At 63.7% G+C, this 18,121-nt stretch carries 20 protein-coding genes; 8 read left to right on the top strand and 12 right to left on the bottom strand.

The genetic code is table 11. The annotated features are described in order from the left end of the window. Positions 1–7: 7 nt before the first annotated feature. Positions 8–1,015, top strand: coding sequence for a succinylglutamate desuccinylase/aspartoacylase family protein (locus ABZ720_RS08610; RefSeq protein WP_366555106.1), 1,008 nt, complete (start codon positions 8–10; stop codon positions 1,013–1,015). A gap of 250 nt (positions 1,016–1,265) precedes the next feature. On the opposite strand, the gene ABZ720_RS08605 is transcribed toward ABZ720_RS08610, so the two are convergent. The 5 genes from ABZ720_RS08605 to ABZ720_RS08585 form a co-directional block, all read right to left on the bottom strand. Continuing rightward, the gene (locus ABZ720_RS08605) at positions 1,266–2,393 is read right to left on the bottom strand and encodes a C4-dicarboxylate TRAP transporter substrate-binding protein (RefSeq protein ID WP_366555105.1); all 1,128 of its coding nucleotides are present in this window, start codon (positions 2,391–2,393) and stop codon (positions 1,266–1,268) included. 26 nt (positions 2,394–2,419) lie between these two features. Further along, positions 2,420–3,409: an isopenicillin N synthase family dioxygenase gene (locus ABZ720_RS08600; protein WP_366555104.1), complete on the bottom strand. Its 990-nt coding sequence runs from the start codon at positions 3,407–3,409 to the stop codon at positions 2,420–2,422. Positions 3,410–3,436: 27 nt separating this feature from the next. Further along, entirely contained in the window at positions 3,437–4,747 is a 1,311-nt protein-coding gene (locus ABZ720_RS08595) for a TRAP transporter large permease (protein WP_366555103.1), read from the bottom strand. 19 nt (positions 4,748–4,766) lie between these two features. Continuing rightward, entirely contained in the window at positions 4,767–5,192 is a 426-nt protein-coding gene (locus ABZ720_RS08590; protein WP_366555170.1) for a TRAP transporter small permease, read from the bottom strand. 86 nt (positions 5,193–5,278) lie between these two features. Further along, positions 5,279–6,286, bottom strand: coding sequence for an NAD-dependent epimerase/dehydratase family protein (locus tag ABZ720_RS08585; protein WP_366555102.1), 1,008 nt, complete (start codon positions 6,284–6,286; stop codon positions 5,279–5,281). A gap of 676 nt (positions 6,287–6,962) precedes the next feature. Between ABZ720_RS08585 and ABZ720_RS08580 the strand changes: the two genes are divergently transcribed. The 3 genes from ABZ720_RS08580 (at position 6,963) to ABZ720_RS08570 (ending at position 9,341) form a co-directional block, all read left to right on the top strand. Then, complete coding sequence (locus ABZ720_RS08580) at positions 6,963–7,589, top strand: cupin domain-containing protein (RefSeq protein WP_366555101.1); 627 nt, start codon at positions 6,963–6,965, stop codon at positions 7,587–7,589. Between the two features lie 382 nt (positions 7,590–7,971). Further along, entirely contained in the window at positions 7,972–8,421 is a 450-nt protein-coding gene (locus ABZ720_RS08575) for a GNAT family N-acetyltransferase (RefSeq protein WP_366555100.1), read from the top strand. Continuing rightward, the gene (locus tag ABZ720_RS08570) at positions 8,421–9,341 is read left to right on the top strand and encodes a DMT family transporter (RefSeq protein ID WP_366555099.1); all 921 of its coding nucleotides are present in this window, start codon (positions 8,421–8,423) and stop codon (positions 9,339–9,341) included. The genes ABZ720_RS08575 and ABZ720_RS08570 overlap by 1 nt, the downstream gene beginning before the upstream one ends. Here the strand turns inward: ABZ720_RS08570 and ABZ720_RS08565 are convergent. Beyond that, positions 9,286–10,035, bottom strand: a complete 750-nt coding sequence (locus ABZ720_RS08565; protein ID WP_366555098.1) for an MBL fold metallo-hydrolase — start codon at positions 10,033–10,035, stop codon at positions 9,286–9,288. The two genes, ABZ720_RS08570 and ABZ720_RS08565, sit on opposite strands and share 56 nt — an antisense overlap. Before the next feature lie 149 nt (positions 10,036–10,184). Between ABZ720_RS08565 and ABZ720_RS08560 the strand changes: the two genes are divergently transcribed. Next, a complete protein-coding gene (locus ABZ720_RS08560; RefSeq protein WP_366555097.1) occupies positions 10,185–10,766 on the top strand; it encodes an HD domain-containing protein in 582 nt (193 codons plus the stop codon). A gap of 7 nt (positions 10,767–10,773) precedes the next feature. Here the strand turns inward: ABZ720_RS08560 and nth are convergent, their stop codons facing one another. Continuing rightward, positions 10,774–11,409 (bottom strand): endonuclease III, encoded by a 636-nt coding sequence (gene nth, locus ABZ720_RS08555; RefSeq protein ID WP_366555096.1) that lies wholly within the window; start codon positions 11,407–11,409, stop codon positions 10,774–10,776. 118 nt (positions 11,410–11,527) lie between these two features. Here nth and ABZ720_RS08550 point away from each other — a divergent pair, with 118 nt between their 5' ends. Both ABZ720_RS08550 and ABZ720_RS08545 read left to right on the top strand, forming a co-directional pair. After that, positions 11,528–12,025, top strand: coding sequence for a DUF2244 domain-containing protein (locus ABZ720_RS08550; RefSeq protein WP_366555095.1), 498 nt, complete (start codon positions 11,528–11,530; stop codon positions 12,023–12,025). Between the two features lie 7 nt (positions 12,026–12,032). Continuing rightward, complete coding sequence (locus tag ABZ720_RS08545; RefSeq protein WP_366555094.1) at positions 12,033–12,725, top strand: HAD family hydrolase; 693 nt, start codon at positions 12,033–12,035, stop codon at positions 12,723–12,725. Here ABZ720_RS08545 and mdoH read toward each other — a convergent pair. Together mdoH and ABZ720_RS08535 are read right to left on the bottom strand one after the other, a co-directional pair. Beyond that, positions 12,716–14,692 carry a glucans biosynthesis glucosyltransferase MdoH gene (gene mdoH / locus ABZ720_RS08540; RefSeq protein ID WP_366555093.1) on the bottom strand — a complete coding sequence of 659 codons (1,977 nt, stop codon included), beginning with the start codon at positions 14,690–14,692 and terminating at the stop codon, positions 12,716–12,718. The two genes, ABZ720_RS08545 and mdoH, sit on opposite strands and share 10 nt — an antisense overlap. 19 nt (positions 14,693–14,711) lie before the next feature. Continuing rightward, positions 14,712–15,188: a hypothetical protein gene (locus ABZ720_RS08535; protein ID WP_366555092.1), complete on the bottom strand. Its 477-nt coding sequence runs from the start codon at positions 15,186–15,188 to the stop codon at positions 14,712–14,714. Positions 15,189–15,551: 363 nt separating this feature from the next. On the opposite strand from ABZ720_RS08535, the gene ABZ720_RS08530 reads away from it, so the two are divergent. Continuing rightward, entirely contained in the window at positions 15,552–16,019 is a 468-nt protein-coding gene (locus ABZ720_RS08530) for a RidA family protein (RefSeq protein ID WP_366555091.1), read from the top strand. 42 nt (positions 16,020–16,061) lie between these two features. Here ABZ720_RS08530 and ABZ720_RS08525 read toward each other — a convergent pair whose 3' ends face one another. The 3 genes from ABZ720_RS08525 to ABZ720_RS08515 form a co-directional block, all read right to left on the bottom strand. After that, positions 16,062–16,382: an HlyU family transcriptional regulator gene (locus ABZ720_RS08525; RefSeq protein WP_366555090.1), complete on the bottom strand. Its 321-nt coding sequence runs from the start codon at positions 16,380–16,382 to the stop codon at positions 16,062–16,064. 24 nt (positions 16,383–16,406) lie between these two features. After that, positions 16,407–17,393 (bottom strand): protein-methionine-sulfoxide reductase catalytic subunit MsrP, encoded by a 987-nt coding sequence (gene msrP / locus ABZ720_RS08520; protein ID WP_366555089.1) that lies wholly within the window; start codon positions 17,391–17,393, stop codon positions 16,407–16,409. A 124-nt stretch (positions 17,394–17,517) separates the two neighbouring features. Further along, positions 17,518–18,111 (bottom strand): SAM-dependent methyltransferase, encoded by a 594-nt coding sequence (locus ABZ720_RS08515; protein WP_366555088.1) that lies wholly within the window; start codon positions 18,109–18,111, stop codon positions 17,518–17,520. Between the last annotated feature and the right edge of the window lie 10 nt (positions 18,112–18,121).

The raw sequence follows: 18,121 nt of genomic DNA, 5'->3' as shown, positions 1-18,121 counted from the left end.
GCGGGCCATGACCACGATCCACTGCGAGGTTGATCTGGAACGCCCGGGCCGGCAGGTCGGCTTTCTGCGGCTGCCCTATTCGGTGGACCGCTCGGCCTATGGCTGGCTGCCCATCCCCATCGCCGTGGTGGGGCAGGGGGAGAGGCCCACGGTCCTTCTGCTCGCCGGCGTGCACGGCGACGAGTTCGAGGGGCAGGTGGTGCTGAGCGAACTGATCCGCTTGCTCCAGCCGGAGGAGGTGCAGGGGCGCCTCATCATCCTGCCCATGGCCAACTTCCCGGCGGCCAAGGCAGGGCGACGGGTCTCGCCGCTGGACGAGGTCAACCTGAACCGCGCCTTTCCCGGCGCGGCCGAGGGCACGCCCACCCGGCAGATCGCCGACTACATCGAGCATCATTTGATCCCGCGCGCCGATCTTGTGCTCGATCTGCACAGTGGCGGCGGCTCGCTGGAGTATGTGCCGACGGTGCTGCTGGACTGGGACCAGGCGCCGGCGGCGCGGGCGCGCGACGAGGAATTGGCACGCAGCTTCGGCGCCCCCTTCGCCTGCTGGTTCGGCGGCGGCCACGGCGGCAGCAGCTGTGCCGCCGCCTCTGCGCGCCAGGGCGTGCGCAACCTCACCACGGAGATGGGCGGGGCCGGACGCGTCTCGCCCGAGGCGCTCGCCATCTGCCGGCGCGGCGTGCGCAACGTGCTGGCGCAGCTTGGCGTGATGGCCGGGCAGCCGGTGGAGACGCCGGCGCAGGAAACCCGCGTGGTCTGGGCCAACGATCCGGCTGTCTTCGTCTGGGCGCCCGAACCGGGGCTTTTCGAGCCGCTCTGGGAACTCGGCAGCCGGGTCGAAGCCGGGGCGCTGGCCGGTTGGCTCCACCCAGTGGAAACCCCCTGGCGCGAGGCAGTGCCGGTCTATTTCGACACGGATGGCTACGTGCTCTGCAAGCGCATCCCCGGCCGGGCCGAGCGCGGCGACTGCCTCTTCCACCTCGGCCGCGAGACGCCGCCGGAGGCCGGGTGAGCACTGGGGTCAGGGCTCAATTGATCCGCCATACGAGTGGAACATGCTCGCAAAGCCGAGAGCCCACTAGCTGAGCATGGAGACTAGAGGAGATGGCTCAATCCGGGCGGGTGGCCATCCTGCTCAAGGTAACCCCGAACAAGATGGCCGTTCCGGCATCTATGGAGCGAAAAATTGCTGCCCCCAACGCAACAAACGTGCCCGCACACTTGATTTATAAGCCACGTATCAGACAATTCGGCGGAGGTATTTACCGCGTACCGTAGGTTTCGGGCGATATTTTGCTGTAGATTTCTTCTTTCACCAACGCCAGGACGGCATCAGTATCCGTTCGATCCACGTCTGCGAGGAGGCTCTCCCACTTAGCGACCACCTCATTGAATCCATCGATGTACGTATCCGGATCGTCAACACCCAGGCGCTCCTGAGCGTTGGTGCGGATCGTGTTGATGTCCGCTTGCGCGAACTCGTGCACTGCTTCCGACAGATCCTCGCTCGGCTCTACGATCTTGGTCGGCTTCTCTTCCGCTTCCGCAAGCGTGCTGTGCTCGTCCTCATCGTAGAAGTGCTGGGTCATCACGAGAGCGCGGGCTGACTCATCGATCAGAATCTGGCGGTCCTCTTCACTCAGGTCGTTCCAGAAGGACGAGTTCACGCTCACATTGACACCCGAGAAATAGGTGCCAAACGCGATCATGTTCAGCGTGTCGGTGACATCCCACAAGCTGAACGAAGACAGGGCATCGGCACCGTTAACGGCGCAATCGATGGAGCCACGCTCCAGTCCAGTGTACATCTCCGAGGAAGGCACGTTCACCGAAGTGGCGCCGAGCGCTGTGGCCACACGGTCCCAGGCACCTCCAGGCATGCGAATCTTTTTGCCCGAGATGTCATCGAGGGTGACAACCTCTTCCCTGCACATCAGGCGGTAGGGGTTGCTCGCGTATCCAGCCAAGAACACGACGTTGTGGCGAGCCCACTCATCCTGAAGGTCAGGGTTGTTGATGTTATAGTCCGTGGATGCGATGGCCATCAGCAGGGGATCGGGGTTCAGCCATCCGAGATCGGCGATGGTGTTGGTGAGTGGCAAATCCGAGGGCGTATAGGTGCCTGCCACATAGCCACCAGTGGCCATGCCGTCACGTATGCCGCTCAGCGAAGCTGCCGCTGGGACCAAGGATCCACCAGGGAACACCTCGAAGGTAATGCGGCCATCAGTAGCCGCTTCTACTTTGTCGGCAAAAACCTGCTGACCGCGCGTGGTAGCATGGTTCGGCCCCAAGAAGTTGATCAGGGAATAGGTGTCCGCCACCGCCTGACCAGATGCGAGAACCATGGCAAGCGCGCCCGCGCTCGCAAGGAATGATGCTTTTTTCACTATTGCCTCCTGCTCGTTAAAGTTTGTTAAGCTGTTTTCTCTAGACCAGCGCGGTCTGGGTAGTTCGCGTCCAATCTGAGAGTGAAGTAGTCCGCGTAGCGAATGTCTTCATACTTGTTGGTTTGCGCATCCGCGAATCGCGGCAGCGTGCTCACTGTTGACTCCAGATTCGGGTCAAAGAACATAGCCACCGAGTATCTGTCTCGGTTTGACGACTTGTTGATCACGCGATGTGGCGTTGAGTTGAACTTGTCATTGGTCCAACGCGCCAGAATGTCGCCAATGTTCAAGATGAAGGTATCTGGAATATACGGCGCATCGATCCACGTTCCGTCCACTCTCTGGATCTGCAGCCCCCCCACATCGTCCTGGGATAGGATCGTCAGGAATCCGTAGTCGGTATGCGGATAGATGCCATAGAGGTCCTCCTCGCGCGTTTCCGGTGCGGGCGGATAGTGAATGAGTCGAAGAGTCGTGGACGGCGGGTCAAAGAGCTTGCCAAAGAAGCCCTCGTCTTCTCCAACCGCCAACGAGAAAGCGGGCAGCAGCTGATGGCCGAGCCGCCGCACGGCCTCATCATATCGCTTAACCACATCCACGAACCAAGGATCATCTGGCCATTGGTTTGGCCCCTGGAGCGGCTTGTTCATGAAGTCCGGATGGTCCTCAGCCACCTCATGCCGCAGAAAGAACGATTCCAGTTGGTTGGGATGGCGCGCTGCAGGGAAGCGAGCCGATGACTTTAGCGTTGAAGAGGCGAAGGCCTGATAGCCTCGGTGCCACTTGTTCTGTTTAATGCGAAGCTTCTCTTCCATCGGCTTCTCATGAAACCGGACATTCGCTTCAAAGGCTTCCTTGATGAGGCCGCCCGGAACGCCATGCCCTGAGACATAGAAGAATCCCGTCCCCGTGCACGCATTCTCAATCTGAGCAGCCACCCTGCTCCGGGCTGATGCATCGTTATTTGCCAGCATGTCGCTGACGTCGATGATTGGAATTTCCGGTGGACGTGTCATGACGCCTTCCTCCATTTGTCTGAGTGGCTAGCGCATCAACAAATTTGGTACAAACATCACCAAAGACGGAAACGCTATGAAAGCCGCGAACAAGAGAAGGTCCATTACAATGAACCAGTAGCAACCTTTAAATATCGTCCCTAACGATATCGCTTTTCCTATTGCGCCCTTAATAACGTAAACATTCAATCCCAAGGGTGGTGTAATCATCCCTATTTCCAGTAGCTTTACGGCCACCACACCAAACCATATCAGATTGATGTCGGCCTGTTTTACTATTGGAAGAAGGATGGGCAATGTCAGAAGAAGAAGTCCAATTGAATCAACAAACATTCCCAGAATTATGAACATAATCCCGATCATAATAATAAGAAGAGTAGGCTCTTGAATCAGTGGTTCCAACGCCTGACTGAGATAGCTGGGGATTCCCGCAATTGCCATAAATCTAGTAAATAATATGGCGCCAATTCCGATTATGAAAATGCTTGCCGTTGTGTTGGCCGTATCAATGAGGGAATTATAGAAATCTCTTATTGAAAACGTCCTTCTCCACATCGCCAAAAGGAGCGCAAAGAAAGCGCCTGCAGCTCCTGCTTCAGTCGGGGAGAATATTCCAGAGAAAATTCCCCCAAGTATTGCAATGATAATAAGCGGGAACGGCCACACCCCTCTGAGGGCCTGGAGCTTTTGCCGTGAGGTGTAAACTGTTTTGTCCGGTGGCGCGATACTGGGGTTTAAGTATGAGCGAGTCGTGATCATCGCCACAAACAGAAGCGCGGACACGACACCCGGTAGAAAACTTGCTGCAAACAGCATACTGATCGATTGTTCGGCAAATATGCCATAGATGATCATCAAGATGCTTGGCGGAATCAAAGACCCCAAAGTTCCCGCTGCTGCGACGGTGCCAGTTGCGAGCGCAGGACTGTAGTTGGCCCGCAACATTTCAGGGATCGCCACTCTTGTCATAGCCCCTGCCGTAGCGAGGCTGGATCCCGAGGCGGCGGAGAAAAGGGCGCAAGCTCCTACGCTCGCCGACGCCAACCCACCGGGCACGCGGTTGAGCAACATCCGCATGAACTGGAACAGATCTGCTGTGATTTCGCTCTTGGATGCAATGGCACCCATTAAGAGGAACATCGGAATGGCGCTTAATGACCAGTCGCCAATAAAATTAAACGGGATGGCAGTGATTGCTCCGAGGGCTGGAGTTAGCCCAAGTATGGCGAAAATCCCTGCAATCGAAACCAATCCTAGCGCGATACCAACGGGCACGCGGAGAAGGATCATCAGCAGAACAACGGCGACGCCTATTATACCAATCGTCGTTCTATCCATTTACGTGCCCATAGCGTCTTTAATCATCGGAGGGTTGCGCTGAGATAATCTCAGTGCAGATGCGAAACAGCGTACCTACCGCGGCCACGCCGAAGCCGAGTGGCAGCAAGCATTTGGCAGGCCAAAGCGGTATAGGCGGTGTGCCCATTGAAATTTCAGAAATGGAATATGAGCGAACTGCGTCATGCCCGGTGCGGTAAGCGAGAAGGGACAAGAAGATCAGTACGCAAGCGTGCGCAAACAGACGCATTGCTTTCTTTAGGCGCGGGCCTGCTAGATTATAGCCGACCTCTGCGACCACATGCTGTCCAAGAAGCTCCAATCTTAGAAGCGGCAAGAACACGGCGGCCACCATGTAGTAGTACGCCGTGATTTCAATGGTTGCGGGTATAGGATATCCGAGAAAATACTTTGTCGCTATGTCTGCAACGGCATGGACCAGCATAAGGAACAATGCCGCACCTGCTATTAACGACAGAGCCCTGGATATAAAATCGAATGACTTATCCAAACCCATCATAAGAACGACCACTATCTCCAGATCGAAAACTCTGCTGCCCAAGACAGATAGTCGGCGAACGCTTTGTTCTTGTTGAAGGAAAACGCGAACCCTGCCTCCTTTTTTAAGGCTGAAACGTCTAAGGGTTGGCGGTCTTTATCCATATATGGATCTATAAACACTGCACCTTCGCCTCCCGAATCACCCACGCTGTAGGCAAAGTTTTCAAAGTTTTGGGCAAGGTGTTCGGCCCAGTCGCTTGCGTGCCAACTCCAGTCCGACCCGATATTGAAAACTTGGCCCCGGATGTCTGGGCGCTGCAGCAACGTTACGACTGCTCTTCCGATATCCCTGCTGTATGCCCAATCCTTGAATGGATCTCGTGGCATCGCTGCATGGCGGCCAGAACTGGCCGCGCGTAGGAGCTGGAGCGGAACGCTGAGAGGATCCCTGACGGAGGTATCGTACTCCCACGGTCCCCAAGCAATTCCAATCCGGGCGCAGACAACGTTCATCTCGAAGAGTTCGCCATACCGCAGCACCGCCCTCTCAGCGGCCGCTTTTGAGATGGCGTACAAACTGGTGGGATGGCCTAGGACGCTTTCGGTGACCGTGGCTTCATCAAATCCTGGTCGATTTGCTATGTCTCCATAGACGCCACTTGTGCTGAGCTGTACCAGGCGTCGGCTTGGCCCATTTCGAATCGCCTCAAGCACATTTATGGTGCCCGTGCTGTTCACTTCCATGATGCCAAAAGGGTCGTCGCGCTCGCGTGCCGCATTGGAAGTTATCGCCGCAGCGTGAACGATGGCGGCGGGATTGTGCCGTGCGAACTGTTCCGTCAGGAAAACGGGTTCGGTGACGTCACCGCGCTCAAAGCGCAGGGTGCCAGGAAGGCGATCTGCATAGGAAATGAACTCAGCAGGCGGGGAAAGGACATCCAGGATGACCACCCGCTCCCCAGCGAGCAGAAGCTGCTCGACCACCGCGAGCCCTATGAAGCCCGCGCCCCCCGTCACTAGCGTCCCAGCCGCCCCCATGGATGAAACTCCCGACCATCTTTATGCGTTGAGGGCACGCTAGTAGTGTTTCAGTGAGACTGCAATAGGATACTGCGAGGGTCACTGCAGGGGTTGCGCAGCCACCCCACTCCAGAGGCATCCAGCAGTTCAAGGCAGGATAGAACGCACGGAGAAATGGGGGAAATGGGATGTCGAGACGGTCTACCCACGCTCATGGACGGCGCGCTCAACGGCACACACGTCGACAAAGGAGTTCAACCAAATTACTGTGTTACTGAAGAGTGGTAGCGATAGAACGGTCCGTTGCGCGCTTCGCTGGACGCCCGCGTTCAGCGAACGCTCGCGACTTGGTGACCACCTCAAACCAAGGGCAGAGTGGTTCTTGGATGAGCATGCCGGCCTGTCGGGAATTGCCTGCAAGCCAATAGACCATGCAACTGCGGAGCATTCGCTCGCTCCGATTGACATCGCCACTATAGCACCAATCGTTGGCATACGTGGCTCCGACCGATATGCTTGCATAATGTGACGAACAAGCCATGTCGGTTTGGGCCAGAAAAACGGAAACACTGTAAATAACAGGGCACCATTTGGCACCTTTCACACCAAGTGCTCGCGCAGGAACATGAATTAATTATATTTCCCAAACAGGCTACGAAAACACAGTGACATCTACACAAAGGGCCTTACTCGAATGTCAACAAACACTGTGAACGGCAGAAACAGGGAAGAACACGCAACCAGCGTCAAGCAATCGCTCCTGACAGATGGGTCGGGCAAGAAAATTCGCTTAATTAGGAAGAGCAAAAAACTTTCTCTTAAAGATCTCTCTGAGCTGTCTGGGTTGTCTGTATCTCAAATCAGTCACGTAGAACGTGGGGTAAATGCCCCTTCTCTGCGCGCCCTTCGGCAACTAGCCGCAGGTCTGGGAGTGGGCGTGGAAGCTTTCTTCTCCGATGGTGGCCCGGACGAAAGCTCTGCTTCGAACGTCGTCATACGACAGGCGGGTCGACGCGTGTTTTATCTTGATGATTCAGGCACCTCCATGGAGCTTCTGACGCCGACAGGGTTCCCTGGTATACAGACCTTCTACTCATACATCGCTCCGGGCTCAGGTTCTGGACCCGAGCATGACGTTCACGAGGGGAGCGAAAGTGCCGTCATTCTAGCTGGGTCATTGGACCTCTGGCTGGACGGAGTAAGGTACCATCTCGAACCAGGGGACAGCTTTTCGTTCCAGAGTACGACACCACATCGCTACGAGAACACCGGAAGAACCATGACGCAGGCTATTTTTACAATCAGCCCGCCGATTTATTGACTAAGTCTACAATTGCGTTCTCTGTCGCGTTCGCCGATGGCATTCAACGGCATTGGCTTGATGTCGCCGTCGCCACCACGACCAAGTCCAATTGAAAGCGGTACCGGTGGGCGGCGTGACCCCGCTTTTCCGCACGCTGCATCTGCGTCCTCCGTCACTGGTTTGAACGAGCGGGATGCCAGGGTGATCTGCTCCCCTACGCTCATCCGGCGCATCCCCGGCCGGGCCGAGCGCGGCGACTGCCTCTTCCACCTCGGTCGGGAGACGCCGCCGGAGGCGGCGTAATCCAGGGCGAAATTGGCACCAGGGAAAGGGCTCCGGCGGTCCTTTCGGCCGGACCGCTTCCGGGCTAACCAGGGTCCTGCAACAGCGGGAGCGAGGCATGAGCGAGATCACCATTGTGCCGCCGGAAGCGGCGCACCGTCCGGCCTGGGAACGGCTTTATGCCGGCTATGCCGCCTTCTATCAGGTGGAGCAGAGCGCCGAGATGCGCGCGCGGGTCTGGGGCTGGATCCAGGATCCGGACCACCCGGTGGAGGGGCGGCTGGCGCTGGATGCGGCGGGGGAGCCCATCGGCCTCACCCACTTTCGGCCCTACAGCCGGCCGCTGATGGCCTCGACCGGCTGCTTCCTGGACGATCTCTTCGTCGACCCGGCGGCGCGCGGCTCCGGCGCGGCCCAGGCGCTCATCGAGGCGGTGGCGGAGATTGCGCGTCAGCGCGGCTGGAACCTGGTGCGCTGGATCACCAAGGAGGACAACTACCGCGCCCGGGCCGTCTATGACCGTCTGGCCCGGCGCACCGACTGGGTGACCTACGACCTGACGCCCTGATGGCGGGCGAGAGCGAAAGCTGCCCCTCGGGCGCCACCCTGGCGCTGGTGCCGCTGCTGGGGCTGCTCTGGGGCTTCAACTGGCCGGCGGTGCGCATCGCGCTGGACGAGATCGCGCCCTGGACCCTGCGGGCGGCCGGCATGCTCTGCGCCGGTGCCTTTCTGGTCGTCCTGGCGCTTCTCACGGGCCGTTCGCTGCGGGTGCCGCGCTGCCAGTGGCCGCAGCTCATCGTCACCGGCCTGCTCTCGATCGCCGCCTTCAACATCCTGCTCGCCTTTGCGCAGCTCGTGGCGCCCACCTCGCGCATCGTCATCGTCACCTTCACCATGCCGATCTGGGCGGCGCTGCTGGCCGCGCTGGTGCTGGGCGAGGCGCTGGACCGGCGGCGCCTCTTGGGCCTGGGCCTGGGGCTGGCGGGCTTGACCGCGTTGGGCTGGCCGCTGATCACCGGCGGCGGGCTCTCGCTCGGCCTGCTCTATGCGCTGATCGCCGGTATCGGATGGGGCGCGGGCACGGTGCTCTTGAAGCGCTTTCCCGTCTCGGCGCCGGCCATAACCGTGGCCGCCTGGCAGCTCCTGCTGGGCGGGCTCTGCGGCAGCGTCGGCATGCTGATCTTCGAGGGCGTGCCGCGTCCCGCGCCGCTGCAGAGCGCGACGCTGCTCGCCTTCGGCTATCACGTGATCCTGGCCCAGGCGCTGGCCTACTTTATCTGGTTCGGCGTCCTGCCCCGCTTGCCGGCGGGGGCGGCCTCCATGGGGACGTTGATGGTGCCGGCGGTGGGTGTGCTGGGTTCGATGATCTTCCTGGGCGAGCGCCCGGGGCTGGGCGATTGGCTGGGCCTGGCGCTGGTGCTGGCCGCAGCGGCTACGATCCTGCTGCCGCCTCGGGCGGTGGCCGCCCCTCTAGCCAGGCGCGGGTGAGCGCGCGCAGCCGCTCCCGGCCGAAGCTCGGGAAGTGACCGCCGTGAACCACACGCACCGGCAGCGCCAGCAGGCGCTCCAGGGACCGGCGGTAGGCCGCAAGCTCGGCGCCGCGGCAGTCGTCCACCAGCGGTCCGTCGTAGATGGTGTCGCCGGAGAAGAGGATGCCGCTGGCCGCTTCCCAGAGCGCGATGGAACCGGGGGAGTGGCCGGGCAGGTGCAGCACCTCGAAGCGCCGGTCGCCCAGGTCGATCACGCTGCCTTCCTCCAGCAAACGCGTCGCCGGTGCCGGGGTAATCCGGTAGGCCGCCTCGTCCCAGCCGCCGGGCGGCAGCGCGTCGAACATCTCCTTTGTGGCATAGGGGTCGGCCAGGGTGGCCTTGCGCTCCGGCCGGGCCAGCAGCGCGGCTTCCGCCGGATGGACGGCGCGCTCGGCGAACTCGTGATGGCTGCCGATGTGGTCGAAGTGGGTGTGGGTGGCGACCGCCAGGAGCGGCCGTTCGGCCAGCAGCGCCACCTGCCGGCGCAAGGACACCAGGCCGCTGCCGCTGTCGATCAGCAGGTCGCGCTCGCGCCCGCGCAGATGCCAGATGTTGCAGCGGTAGAAGGGCTTGATGTGGGGCTCGTAGATCCAGGTCAGGCCGTCGGGCAGCCTGCGGGTCTCGTACCAGCTTTCGGCGGTGGCGATACGCATGGGCGCAGTATAGCAGCGCGGAGGCAGCGTGCGGGTCCGATGTGGCGCATGGCTGTCGTCGACAAGGCGCTGCCCCTCCCGGTCATGACCGCGGGCGCCGGGGCTGCTACAAGTCGGACACCTGAGACACCGCCATCGGAGAGCCGCCCATGACATCCGCGCGCACAGTCAGCTTCACCCGCATGGAAGACGGAACGCGGGAGGACTACGAACTGCTCGACCGCCAGGCCGAGGAACAGACGGCGGCCCTGCCGGACCGGGTGCTCGAGTCGCTGCGCGGTCTCGCCGGCTCCTTCGACGGCTATCCCGTGGACCGCCTGACCCACTCGCTACAAAGCGCCACCCGGGCCGCGCGCGACGGCCGGGACGAGGAATATGTGGTCTGTGCCCTGCTGCACGACATCGGCGACATGCTGGCGCCCTGGAACCACAGCGACTTCGCCGCTTCCGTGCTGCGCCCCTACGTCTCCGAGGAGAACTGGTGGATGGTGAAGCACCACGGCATCTTCCAGGGCTACTACTATTTCCACCACCTGGGCGGCGACCGCAATGAGCGCGAGCGCTACCGCGATCACCCCTGCTACGAGCGCACGGTGGAGTTCTGCGCGCTCTATGACCAGAACTGCTTCGATCCGGCCTACGACCACCTGCCGCTGGAGCATTTCGAGCCGATGGTGCGCCGCGTTTTCGCCCGCAGCCCCTTCGCCGGGCAAAACGTGACGGCTGCCTGAGCGGGGTCTACGCCACCGTCTTCGCCTTGTAGGCGCAGAGGTCGTTCACGATGCAGGTGGGGCAGTCGGGTTTGCGGGCCTTGCAGACGTAGCGACCGTGCAGGATCAGCCAGTGGTGGGCGTGCAGGCGACGGTCGGGCGGCACCACCTTCTCCAGCTTGCGCTCGACCTCCAGCGGCGTCTTGCCCGGCGCCAGGCCAGTGCGGTTGCCGACGCGGAAGATGTGGGTGTCCACGGCGATCGTCGGCTGGCCGAAGGCGATGTTGAGCACGACATTGGCGGTCTTGCGCCCCACGCCCGGCAGCTTCTCCAGCACCGCGCGCTCCTGCGGCACCACGCTGCCGTGCTCCTCCACCAGGATGCGCGAGAGCTTGATGACGTTCTTGGCCTTGGTGTTGAAGAGGCCGATGGTGCGGATGTGCTGCCTTACCCCTTCCTCGCCCAGGGCCAGCATCTTCTCCGGCGTGTCCGCCACGGCGAAGAGGCCGCGCGTCGCCTTGTTGACCCCCACGTCGGTCGCCTGGGCCGAAAGCACCACGGCCACCAGGAGGGTGTAGGGATTGCTGTACTCCAGCTCGCCCTTGGGTTCGGGCAGGGCGGCGGCGAGGCGGTCGAAGAAGGCGACGATATCGGCCTTGCGCATGGGGGCTTCCGGTGTTGCTGACGAACTTTGCGAGGTGAATCGAAGCGAGATGAAACGCGCGGCTGCGCACGATAACGCGGCTTTGCCGTTTGGGCGAGCCGGGCCTATGTTAGGCGACATGAGCCAGCATTCGCCAGACGGCGCGGCTGCAGAAGAGCTGATCTTCGACGCCGTGCTGACACCGCACCGCTCCCTCTCGCCGCGGGGGTTCTATCTTCTCATGGCCGCCGTGGCCCTGCTCGGCTTCAGCCTGGGACTGGGCTTCTTCCTCATCGGAGCCTGGCCCGTGGTGGGCTTCATGGGGCTGGAGTTCCTGCTGCTCTTCCTGGCCTTCCGGGTCAACTATCGCCGCGGCAGCAGCTGCGAGACCCTGGCGCTGACGCGCGACCGCCTCGAGGTGCGCCGGATCGATCACCGCGGTCGGGCGCAGTCCTGGAGCTTTCAGCCTTACTGGCTGCGCGTCGAGCTGCTACCGCCGCACGGCCCGGACCCGCAGCTTGCGCTGACCAGCCACGGCCGTCGCCTGATCATCGGGCGCTTCCTGGCACCGGCGGAGCGCATATCCCTTGCGGAAGCGCTTCAGCATGCCGTCCTGCGCACGCGGGCGACGGTGTGACGCCTGCATGACCACTTCCCTGCTGATCTTCGACTGCGACGGCGTGCTGATCGACAGCGAGGCGCTGTCGGCCCGTGCCTGGTGCGAGGTGCTGGGCGCCTGTGGTGTGGCCTACGACGAGACCGAGATGGCGGCGCGCTACACCGGCTACACCGATGCCATGCTGGCCGAGGCCGTGGCGCGGGAACGTGGTGTCACGCTGCCCGAAGATATCCTCACGCGCGTGCTGGACCACAGCCTCGGCCTTTTCGCGCGCGAGCTGCAGCCCATTGCCGGCATCACCGAATTGCTGGGCGATCTGGCGGGGGCGCGCTGTGTCGCCTCCAACTCCAGCCGGGCACGCCTGCGCGAAACTCTGCGGTTGGCGGGCTTGTCAGACAGCTTTGCGGCAGAGGCCGTTTTCAGCGCCGAGGATGTGCCCCGGCCCAAGCCGGCTCCTGATCTGCACGCCCACGCCGCCCAGCGCATGGGATTCGCGCCGGCGGAGTCTCTGGTGATCGAGGACAGCGTGACCGGGGTGCAGGCGGCGCGGGCGGCCGGCATTGCGGTGATCGGCTTCCTGGGTGCCAGTCACAGCCTGCCGGGCCAGGGCGAACGCCTGCGCGCTGCGGGCGCCGGCTGGATCGCCGAAGATGCGGAGGAGCTGGCACGCCTGCTTGTCCGCAAAGGCGAGCGCCAGGCGCCGGTCTCTCAGCCCTGAGGCGAGTGCTCGGGCCGCCGGAGCAGTCGGCTTAGCGACACGGGATCGGCCAACAAAGCCGCCTCTTCCTGCCGCTCCAGGGCCTGGCCCGTCGCCTGCTTGGCCAGCGCGCGGCGCAGCAGGTCGGGGGCGGGCGGGTCGTCGGCTGCGGCAACCAGGGCGCGGTGCAACAGCAACAGGCGCCGGTCGTGCAGCAGGGCCTGCAACCCGCCGTCCGGCAGATCCACCAGTGGATGGGCGTCCAGTTCCCGCGCCCGCTGGAGCACCCGCGGTGGGGCGCTTTCCTCGGGAATGAGAAAGAGACCCAGCGCGCGCGCCGCCCGCCCCAGGCCCGGGCTCGAACCCACCCAGAGAGTCACGGGCGCCAGAAGCAGGCCGAGCACGATGGGCGAGAACCAGAGCGCCAGGCCGAGGGGCAGCAACACCAACACCACCGTGGCAGCCAGGCCGGCCAGGAACTGCGCCCGGGTGGCGGCGAAGGCCAGGCCGAAGGGCAGCATGGCACCGTCCTCGCGGTGCTGGCTGCTCCAGCCGCCGTCGCGTCCGCTCAGCACTTCGAAGACGAAACGCACATGCCAGACCAGCATCACCGGCGCCAGCAGGATCGAGGACAGCATCTCCAGCAGGGTGGAGAGCAGCGCGCGCAGGGGCCCGCCCACAAGGCGCCACTGCGGCGAAAGCAGGAGCAGCAGGAGACCCAGGACCCGCGGCGCGAAGAGCAGCACCGCAATCACGCTGACCAGGGGCAGGGCGCTCGACAGCGTCGGCGCGGCATCGGCGCTCGCTGCGGCGCCACCGCTCAGCGACAGGCCGGCGGCGATGCCCAGGCCCAGCAGCAGGAACGCCAGCCAGAGCGGCGAGGCCAGATAGGCCATGATCCCTTGCGCCAGATGCAGGCGGCTCACCCAATGCAGCCCGCGGGCCGGCAGCACCTTGGCATGCTGCAGATTGCCCTGGCACCAGCGCCGGTCGCGCATGGCATGGTCCAGCGCCGTGGGCGGTGGCTCCTCCCAGCTGCCGCCGAGGTCGGGCGCCATGCGCACCTCCCAGCCGGCCCGCACCAGCAAGGCGGCCTCGACGAAGTCGTGACTCATCACGTGGCCGCCGAAGGGCTTGCGCCCCGGCAGTTCGGGCAGGCCGCAGCTTTCGGTGAAGGCGCGGGTGCGGATGATGGCGTTGTGGCCCCAGAAGTTGCCCTGTCCCAGGCCCCAGAAGGCCAGACCCTGGGCCAGCACCGGGGTGGCGACCAGACTCGCCCACTGCTGCAGGCGGGCAAAGAGGCTGGAGCGGTTGATCAGGGTTGGCGGCACCTGCAGCAGACCAAGCCTTGGGTTGGCTTCCAACCGGCGTGCCATGGCGACGAGCGTGTCGGGCGCCATGAGGGAGTCGGCATCCAGCACCACCATGGCCTCGTAGTGCGCGCCCCAGCGGCGGCAGAAGTCGGCGATGTTGCCGGCCTTCTTGCCCAGGTTCTGGCTGCGGCGGCGATAGTGCAGCGTGCCGGCACCCTTGAGCAGCCGGCGCACCGCGAACCAGGCGGCCTCTTCCGCCACCCAGATCCGCGGGTCGGTGGTGTCGCTGAGGATGAAGAAGTCGAAGCGCCGGCCCTCCGGCTGGCGGGCCAGCCCCTCGTACATCGCCGCGATGTTGGCGAAGACCTGGTTGGGATCCTCGTTGTAGACCGGCATCAGCACCGCCACCCGTGCCGGCAGCGGACCGTCCGGCGCGCCCGGGTCCAGACCCGGCTGCGGCCAGCGTGTGAGCGCGGCGAAGAAGCCCACCAGCGCGTTCCAGAAGGAGAGCGCGAGCCAGAAGGTGAGAAAGGCGAAAAGCGCGGTGTAGAGCCACTCGGCTGGTCCCGGCTCGGCGAAGCCCAGCGCCTCCTGGAAAGCGGCGGCCGCCAGTGCCGTGGTCGCTAGGCTGCCGCCCAGCACCGCCAGACGACGCAGGGCGGCTGTGATTGCCAAGCCGCGCGTTTCCATGGCTTCAGCTCAACCGTGCCCGGGCGCGTTGCGGCAGGCGCGGGATGGCGGGTGCCGGCAGCAGGTCGCGCAGGCTCCAAGCCTGGAGCGGCTGTTCCGGCATGGCGCGGGGGCGGATCGGCGGCGCCGGATCGGGCAGGGCGGCATAGAGCCGGCGCAGGTCCTCGACCGGCAGCGGCCGTGGCGCCAGGAAGCGTTCCGGCCAGCGTGCGGCAACACCGCTCAAGGCAACGGCGGCTTCGGCGGCGGCCACGCTGCGCGCGGTCCCGGCCGTGGTCGGCGCATCGAAGCGCACGGCCTGGGCGTCGAACCACTCCAGGAGTTGGCGCTCATAGGCAGCCTTCAAGCTCTCGCCGGCCAAGCGTTGCCGCTCGATCCGCTCCTGGAGTGCTGCCTGATCAACGGCAGCCTCCACGCCAAGAAGGGTCAGTCGCTCGCGTAAGGGCGCGTGGGCTCGTGAATAGGGAATGGGTGGTTTCATGCAGTTGCGTTGAATCCCATGGGTTGTTGCTGCGTAAAATGTTCAGGTGATGGAACACAGAAGCGGGCGGTCCGGCTCCGTCCCCGATCTGGACGAAACGGCCACTCCGCCCGCTACTCGAAGATGGCGTGGCGCCGGTGTGCATTTCTATGACCTTGTTGGGACAAGCTGGTTGTCACGCGTGCGGCGCCCCTTGATTGGCTCTTCTGCGGCGGCTGAGGGCGCATGTGGTTGCGATCCTCCACCTCCGGAAAGTCGCGCTCGGACAAGCGGGCGTCGGTGGCGGCGCTGGTCTCGCAAGCGCAGGGCCGCTATAGCAGGGCCTTGTTCACAAACGGCTTCTTCAGGAGGAGACAAGAGCCCATGGCCGGAAAGATCGACGCACGCCTCGCCGAACTGGGAATCGAACTACCGACGCCGGCGGCCCCGGTGGCGAACTACGTTGCCTATGTGAAGAGCGGGAACCTCGTCTTCCTCTCCGGACAGCTGCCGCTGGTCGGTGGCAAGCCCAGCCACACCGGTAAGGCCGGGGCGGAACAGAGCGCTGAGGAGGCTCAGGCAGCGGCGCGCAACTGCGCCATCAACATCATCGCCCAGCTCAAGGCCGCCTGTGACGGCGACCTCGATCGGGTGAAGCGCGTTGTGCGGCTGGGCGGCTTCGTTGCCTCCACACCGGACTTCGTGGACCAGCCGAAGGTGGTCAACGGTGCCAGTGACCTGATGGTCGAGGTGTTCGGTGATGCCGGCCGGCACTGCCGCACAGCGGTGGCGGCGCCCTGCCTGCCGCTGGACGTGACCGTCGAAGTGGATGCGGTCGCCGAGATCGAGTAGGCCCGGATCGACCCTCGGCGCCTATCGCGAGGGCGCCGGGGGTCAGGCCCGACCCTTCGGCTCCCCGTCGGCGAAGAGATCGGCGCGCTGGTCGATGATCTGCTTGCCCTTGATCACGGTGAAGGATACCGCGTCCTCCCGCGAGGGGAAGCAGTCGGCGCGCTGAAAGACTCGCTCCATCTCGCCGTCGGTGCCGGCGTCCTTGCGGATCGTGCCGGCGACGCGCCACTGCCCGTCCTGCTGCACCGGGGCCGGCTCGATGGTCAAGCCCTTGTAGTCAAGAGGCTCAGCCTCTTCCGAGGCGGCAGCAGCGGGCTCGCGCGCCGGGCCGCCGCCGAACAGTCGTGACAGAAATCCAACCATGGCTGCAGTAAAGCACGGCGCGGCCTACATGAACAGTTTCTCGGCCTCGGCATCCATGTCGGCGTAGAGCCCGGCCACCTGCTCCTCGTAGCCGTTGTAGAGCCGGGTGGGCACCTTCTCGTCGGTGCCCAGCACTTCTTCCTCGGCCTGTGACCAGCGTGGGTGCGGCACCTCGGGGTTGACGTTGGCCCAGAAGCCGTACTCGTTCGCTGCGATTGTCTCCCAGAAGGTGGTCGGCCGCTCGGCCAGGAACTCCATGGCCACGATCGACTTGATCGATTTGAAGCCGTACTTCCAGGGCAGCACGAGCCGCAGCGGCGCGCCATTTTGCGCCGGCATCGGCTTGCCGTAGATGCCGCTTGCCATGAAGGCGAGCGGATGGCGCGCCTCGGCCAGGGTCAGCCCTTCCTGATAGGGCCAGGGATACCAGCTCGCGCGCAGACCGCGCATGGCCTCGGGCTGCTCGGCCGTGGTGAAGCGCAGATAGCGCGCTTCCGCCTTGGGCCGGGCGAGTGCCACCAGATGTGACAGCTCGAAGCCCGACCAGGGCACCACCATGGCCCAGGCTTCCACGCAGCGGAAGCGATAGACCCGTTCCTCCAGCGGCATGTGCGCGAGCAGTTCGTCGATGTCGAAGCTGCGCTCCTGCTCGACCAGTCCACTGACGGTGACGGTCCAGGGGCGCAGCTGCATTTTCTGGGCCTGGCGCCAGATGTTCTTCGAGGAGCCGAACTCATAAAAGTTGTTGTAAGTGGTGGCCAGCCGTTCCTCAGTCAGTTCGCGTTCCACCGCATAGACTTCGTTGCGGCGCACGGGATAGAGGCCGGCCGAGGGATCCTGGCTGCCTTCCTGCGCCAGTGCCCGGGCGCCGGGGCCCATCAGGCCGGCCGTCAGGGCCAGGGCCGTTCCCGCCCCTGCCTGCGTGAGAAAGCGGCGGCGCTGGCGATAGATCGATTCGGGGGTGACCTGAGATTCCGGAATGTCCCAGTCGGGACGGCGCTTGATCCACATGACGGACCTCCCATTGGCTGGAGTATAGCACAGATCGGCGCGGCGGGCAGCATGGAGCTGTGGTCAGCGCGCAACGTGCCGAATGAAGGCTATACGCTGCTGGGGGCCCCGGCGGATCACGCGATCAGGGTTTGCGTGCCACCAGGTCGATCAGGGCCGAGCGGCCGGCGTGACCGCGGCCTTCCTGGATATCGGCTTCGTAGCTCGCCAGCCGTTCGATCTCCCAGTCGCCGAACTGGGCGCGCAGCAGCGCTTCGGTATACATGTTCTCGCGGTGCGGCGGTCCGCCGGTGCCATAGTCCACCTGCTCCGGGCGATAGCCATGCAGAAGCAGGCGCCCGCCGGAGCGCAGGCTGCGTTTCATGCTGGCGAACACGCTCTCCCGGTCGCCCGGCGCAAGGAACTGGATGAAGATGGCGACCACCAGGTCGTAGGCTTCCGGTGTCCAGTCCCAGGTCAGGATATCTGCCACCTTGAAGTCCACCGAGACACCGCGCTCCAGCGCCAGGCGCCGCGCCTTGGCGACGCCGACCTCGGAGTTGTCCATCGCCGTCACCGACAGGCCCTTCTGGGCCAGGAAGACCGAGTTGCGTCCTTCGCCGTCGGCCACCGCCAGCGCCTTCTGGCTTGGCACCAGCAGATGGGCCTGCGCCTGCAGAAAGGCGGCGGGTTCGGTGCCGAAGAGGAATTCCTCGCCGGCGTAGCGCTCATCCCACATGGCGGTCTCC

It is taken from the genome of Aquibaculum sediminis (assembly GCF_040712085.1).
In the GTDB taxonomy this organism is placed as follows: domain Bacteria; phylum Pseudomonadota; class Alphaproteobacteria; order Kiloniellales; family DSM-21159; genus Aquibaculum; species Aquibaculum sediminis.
This window is presented reverse-complemented; position numbering and strand designations above follow the sequence as displayed.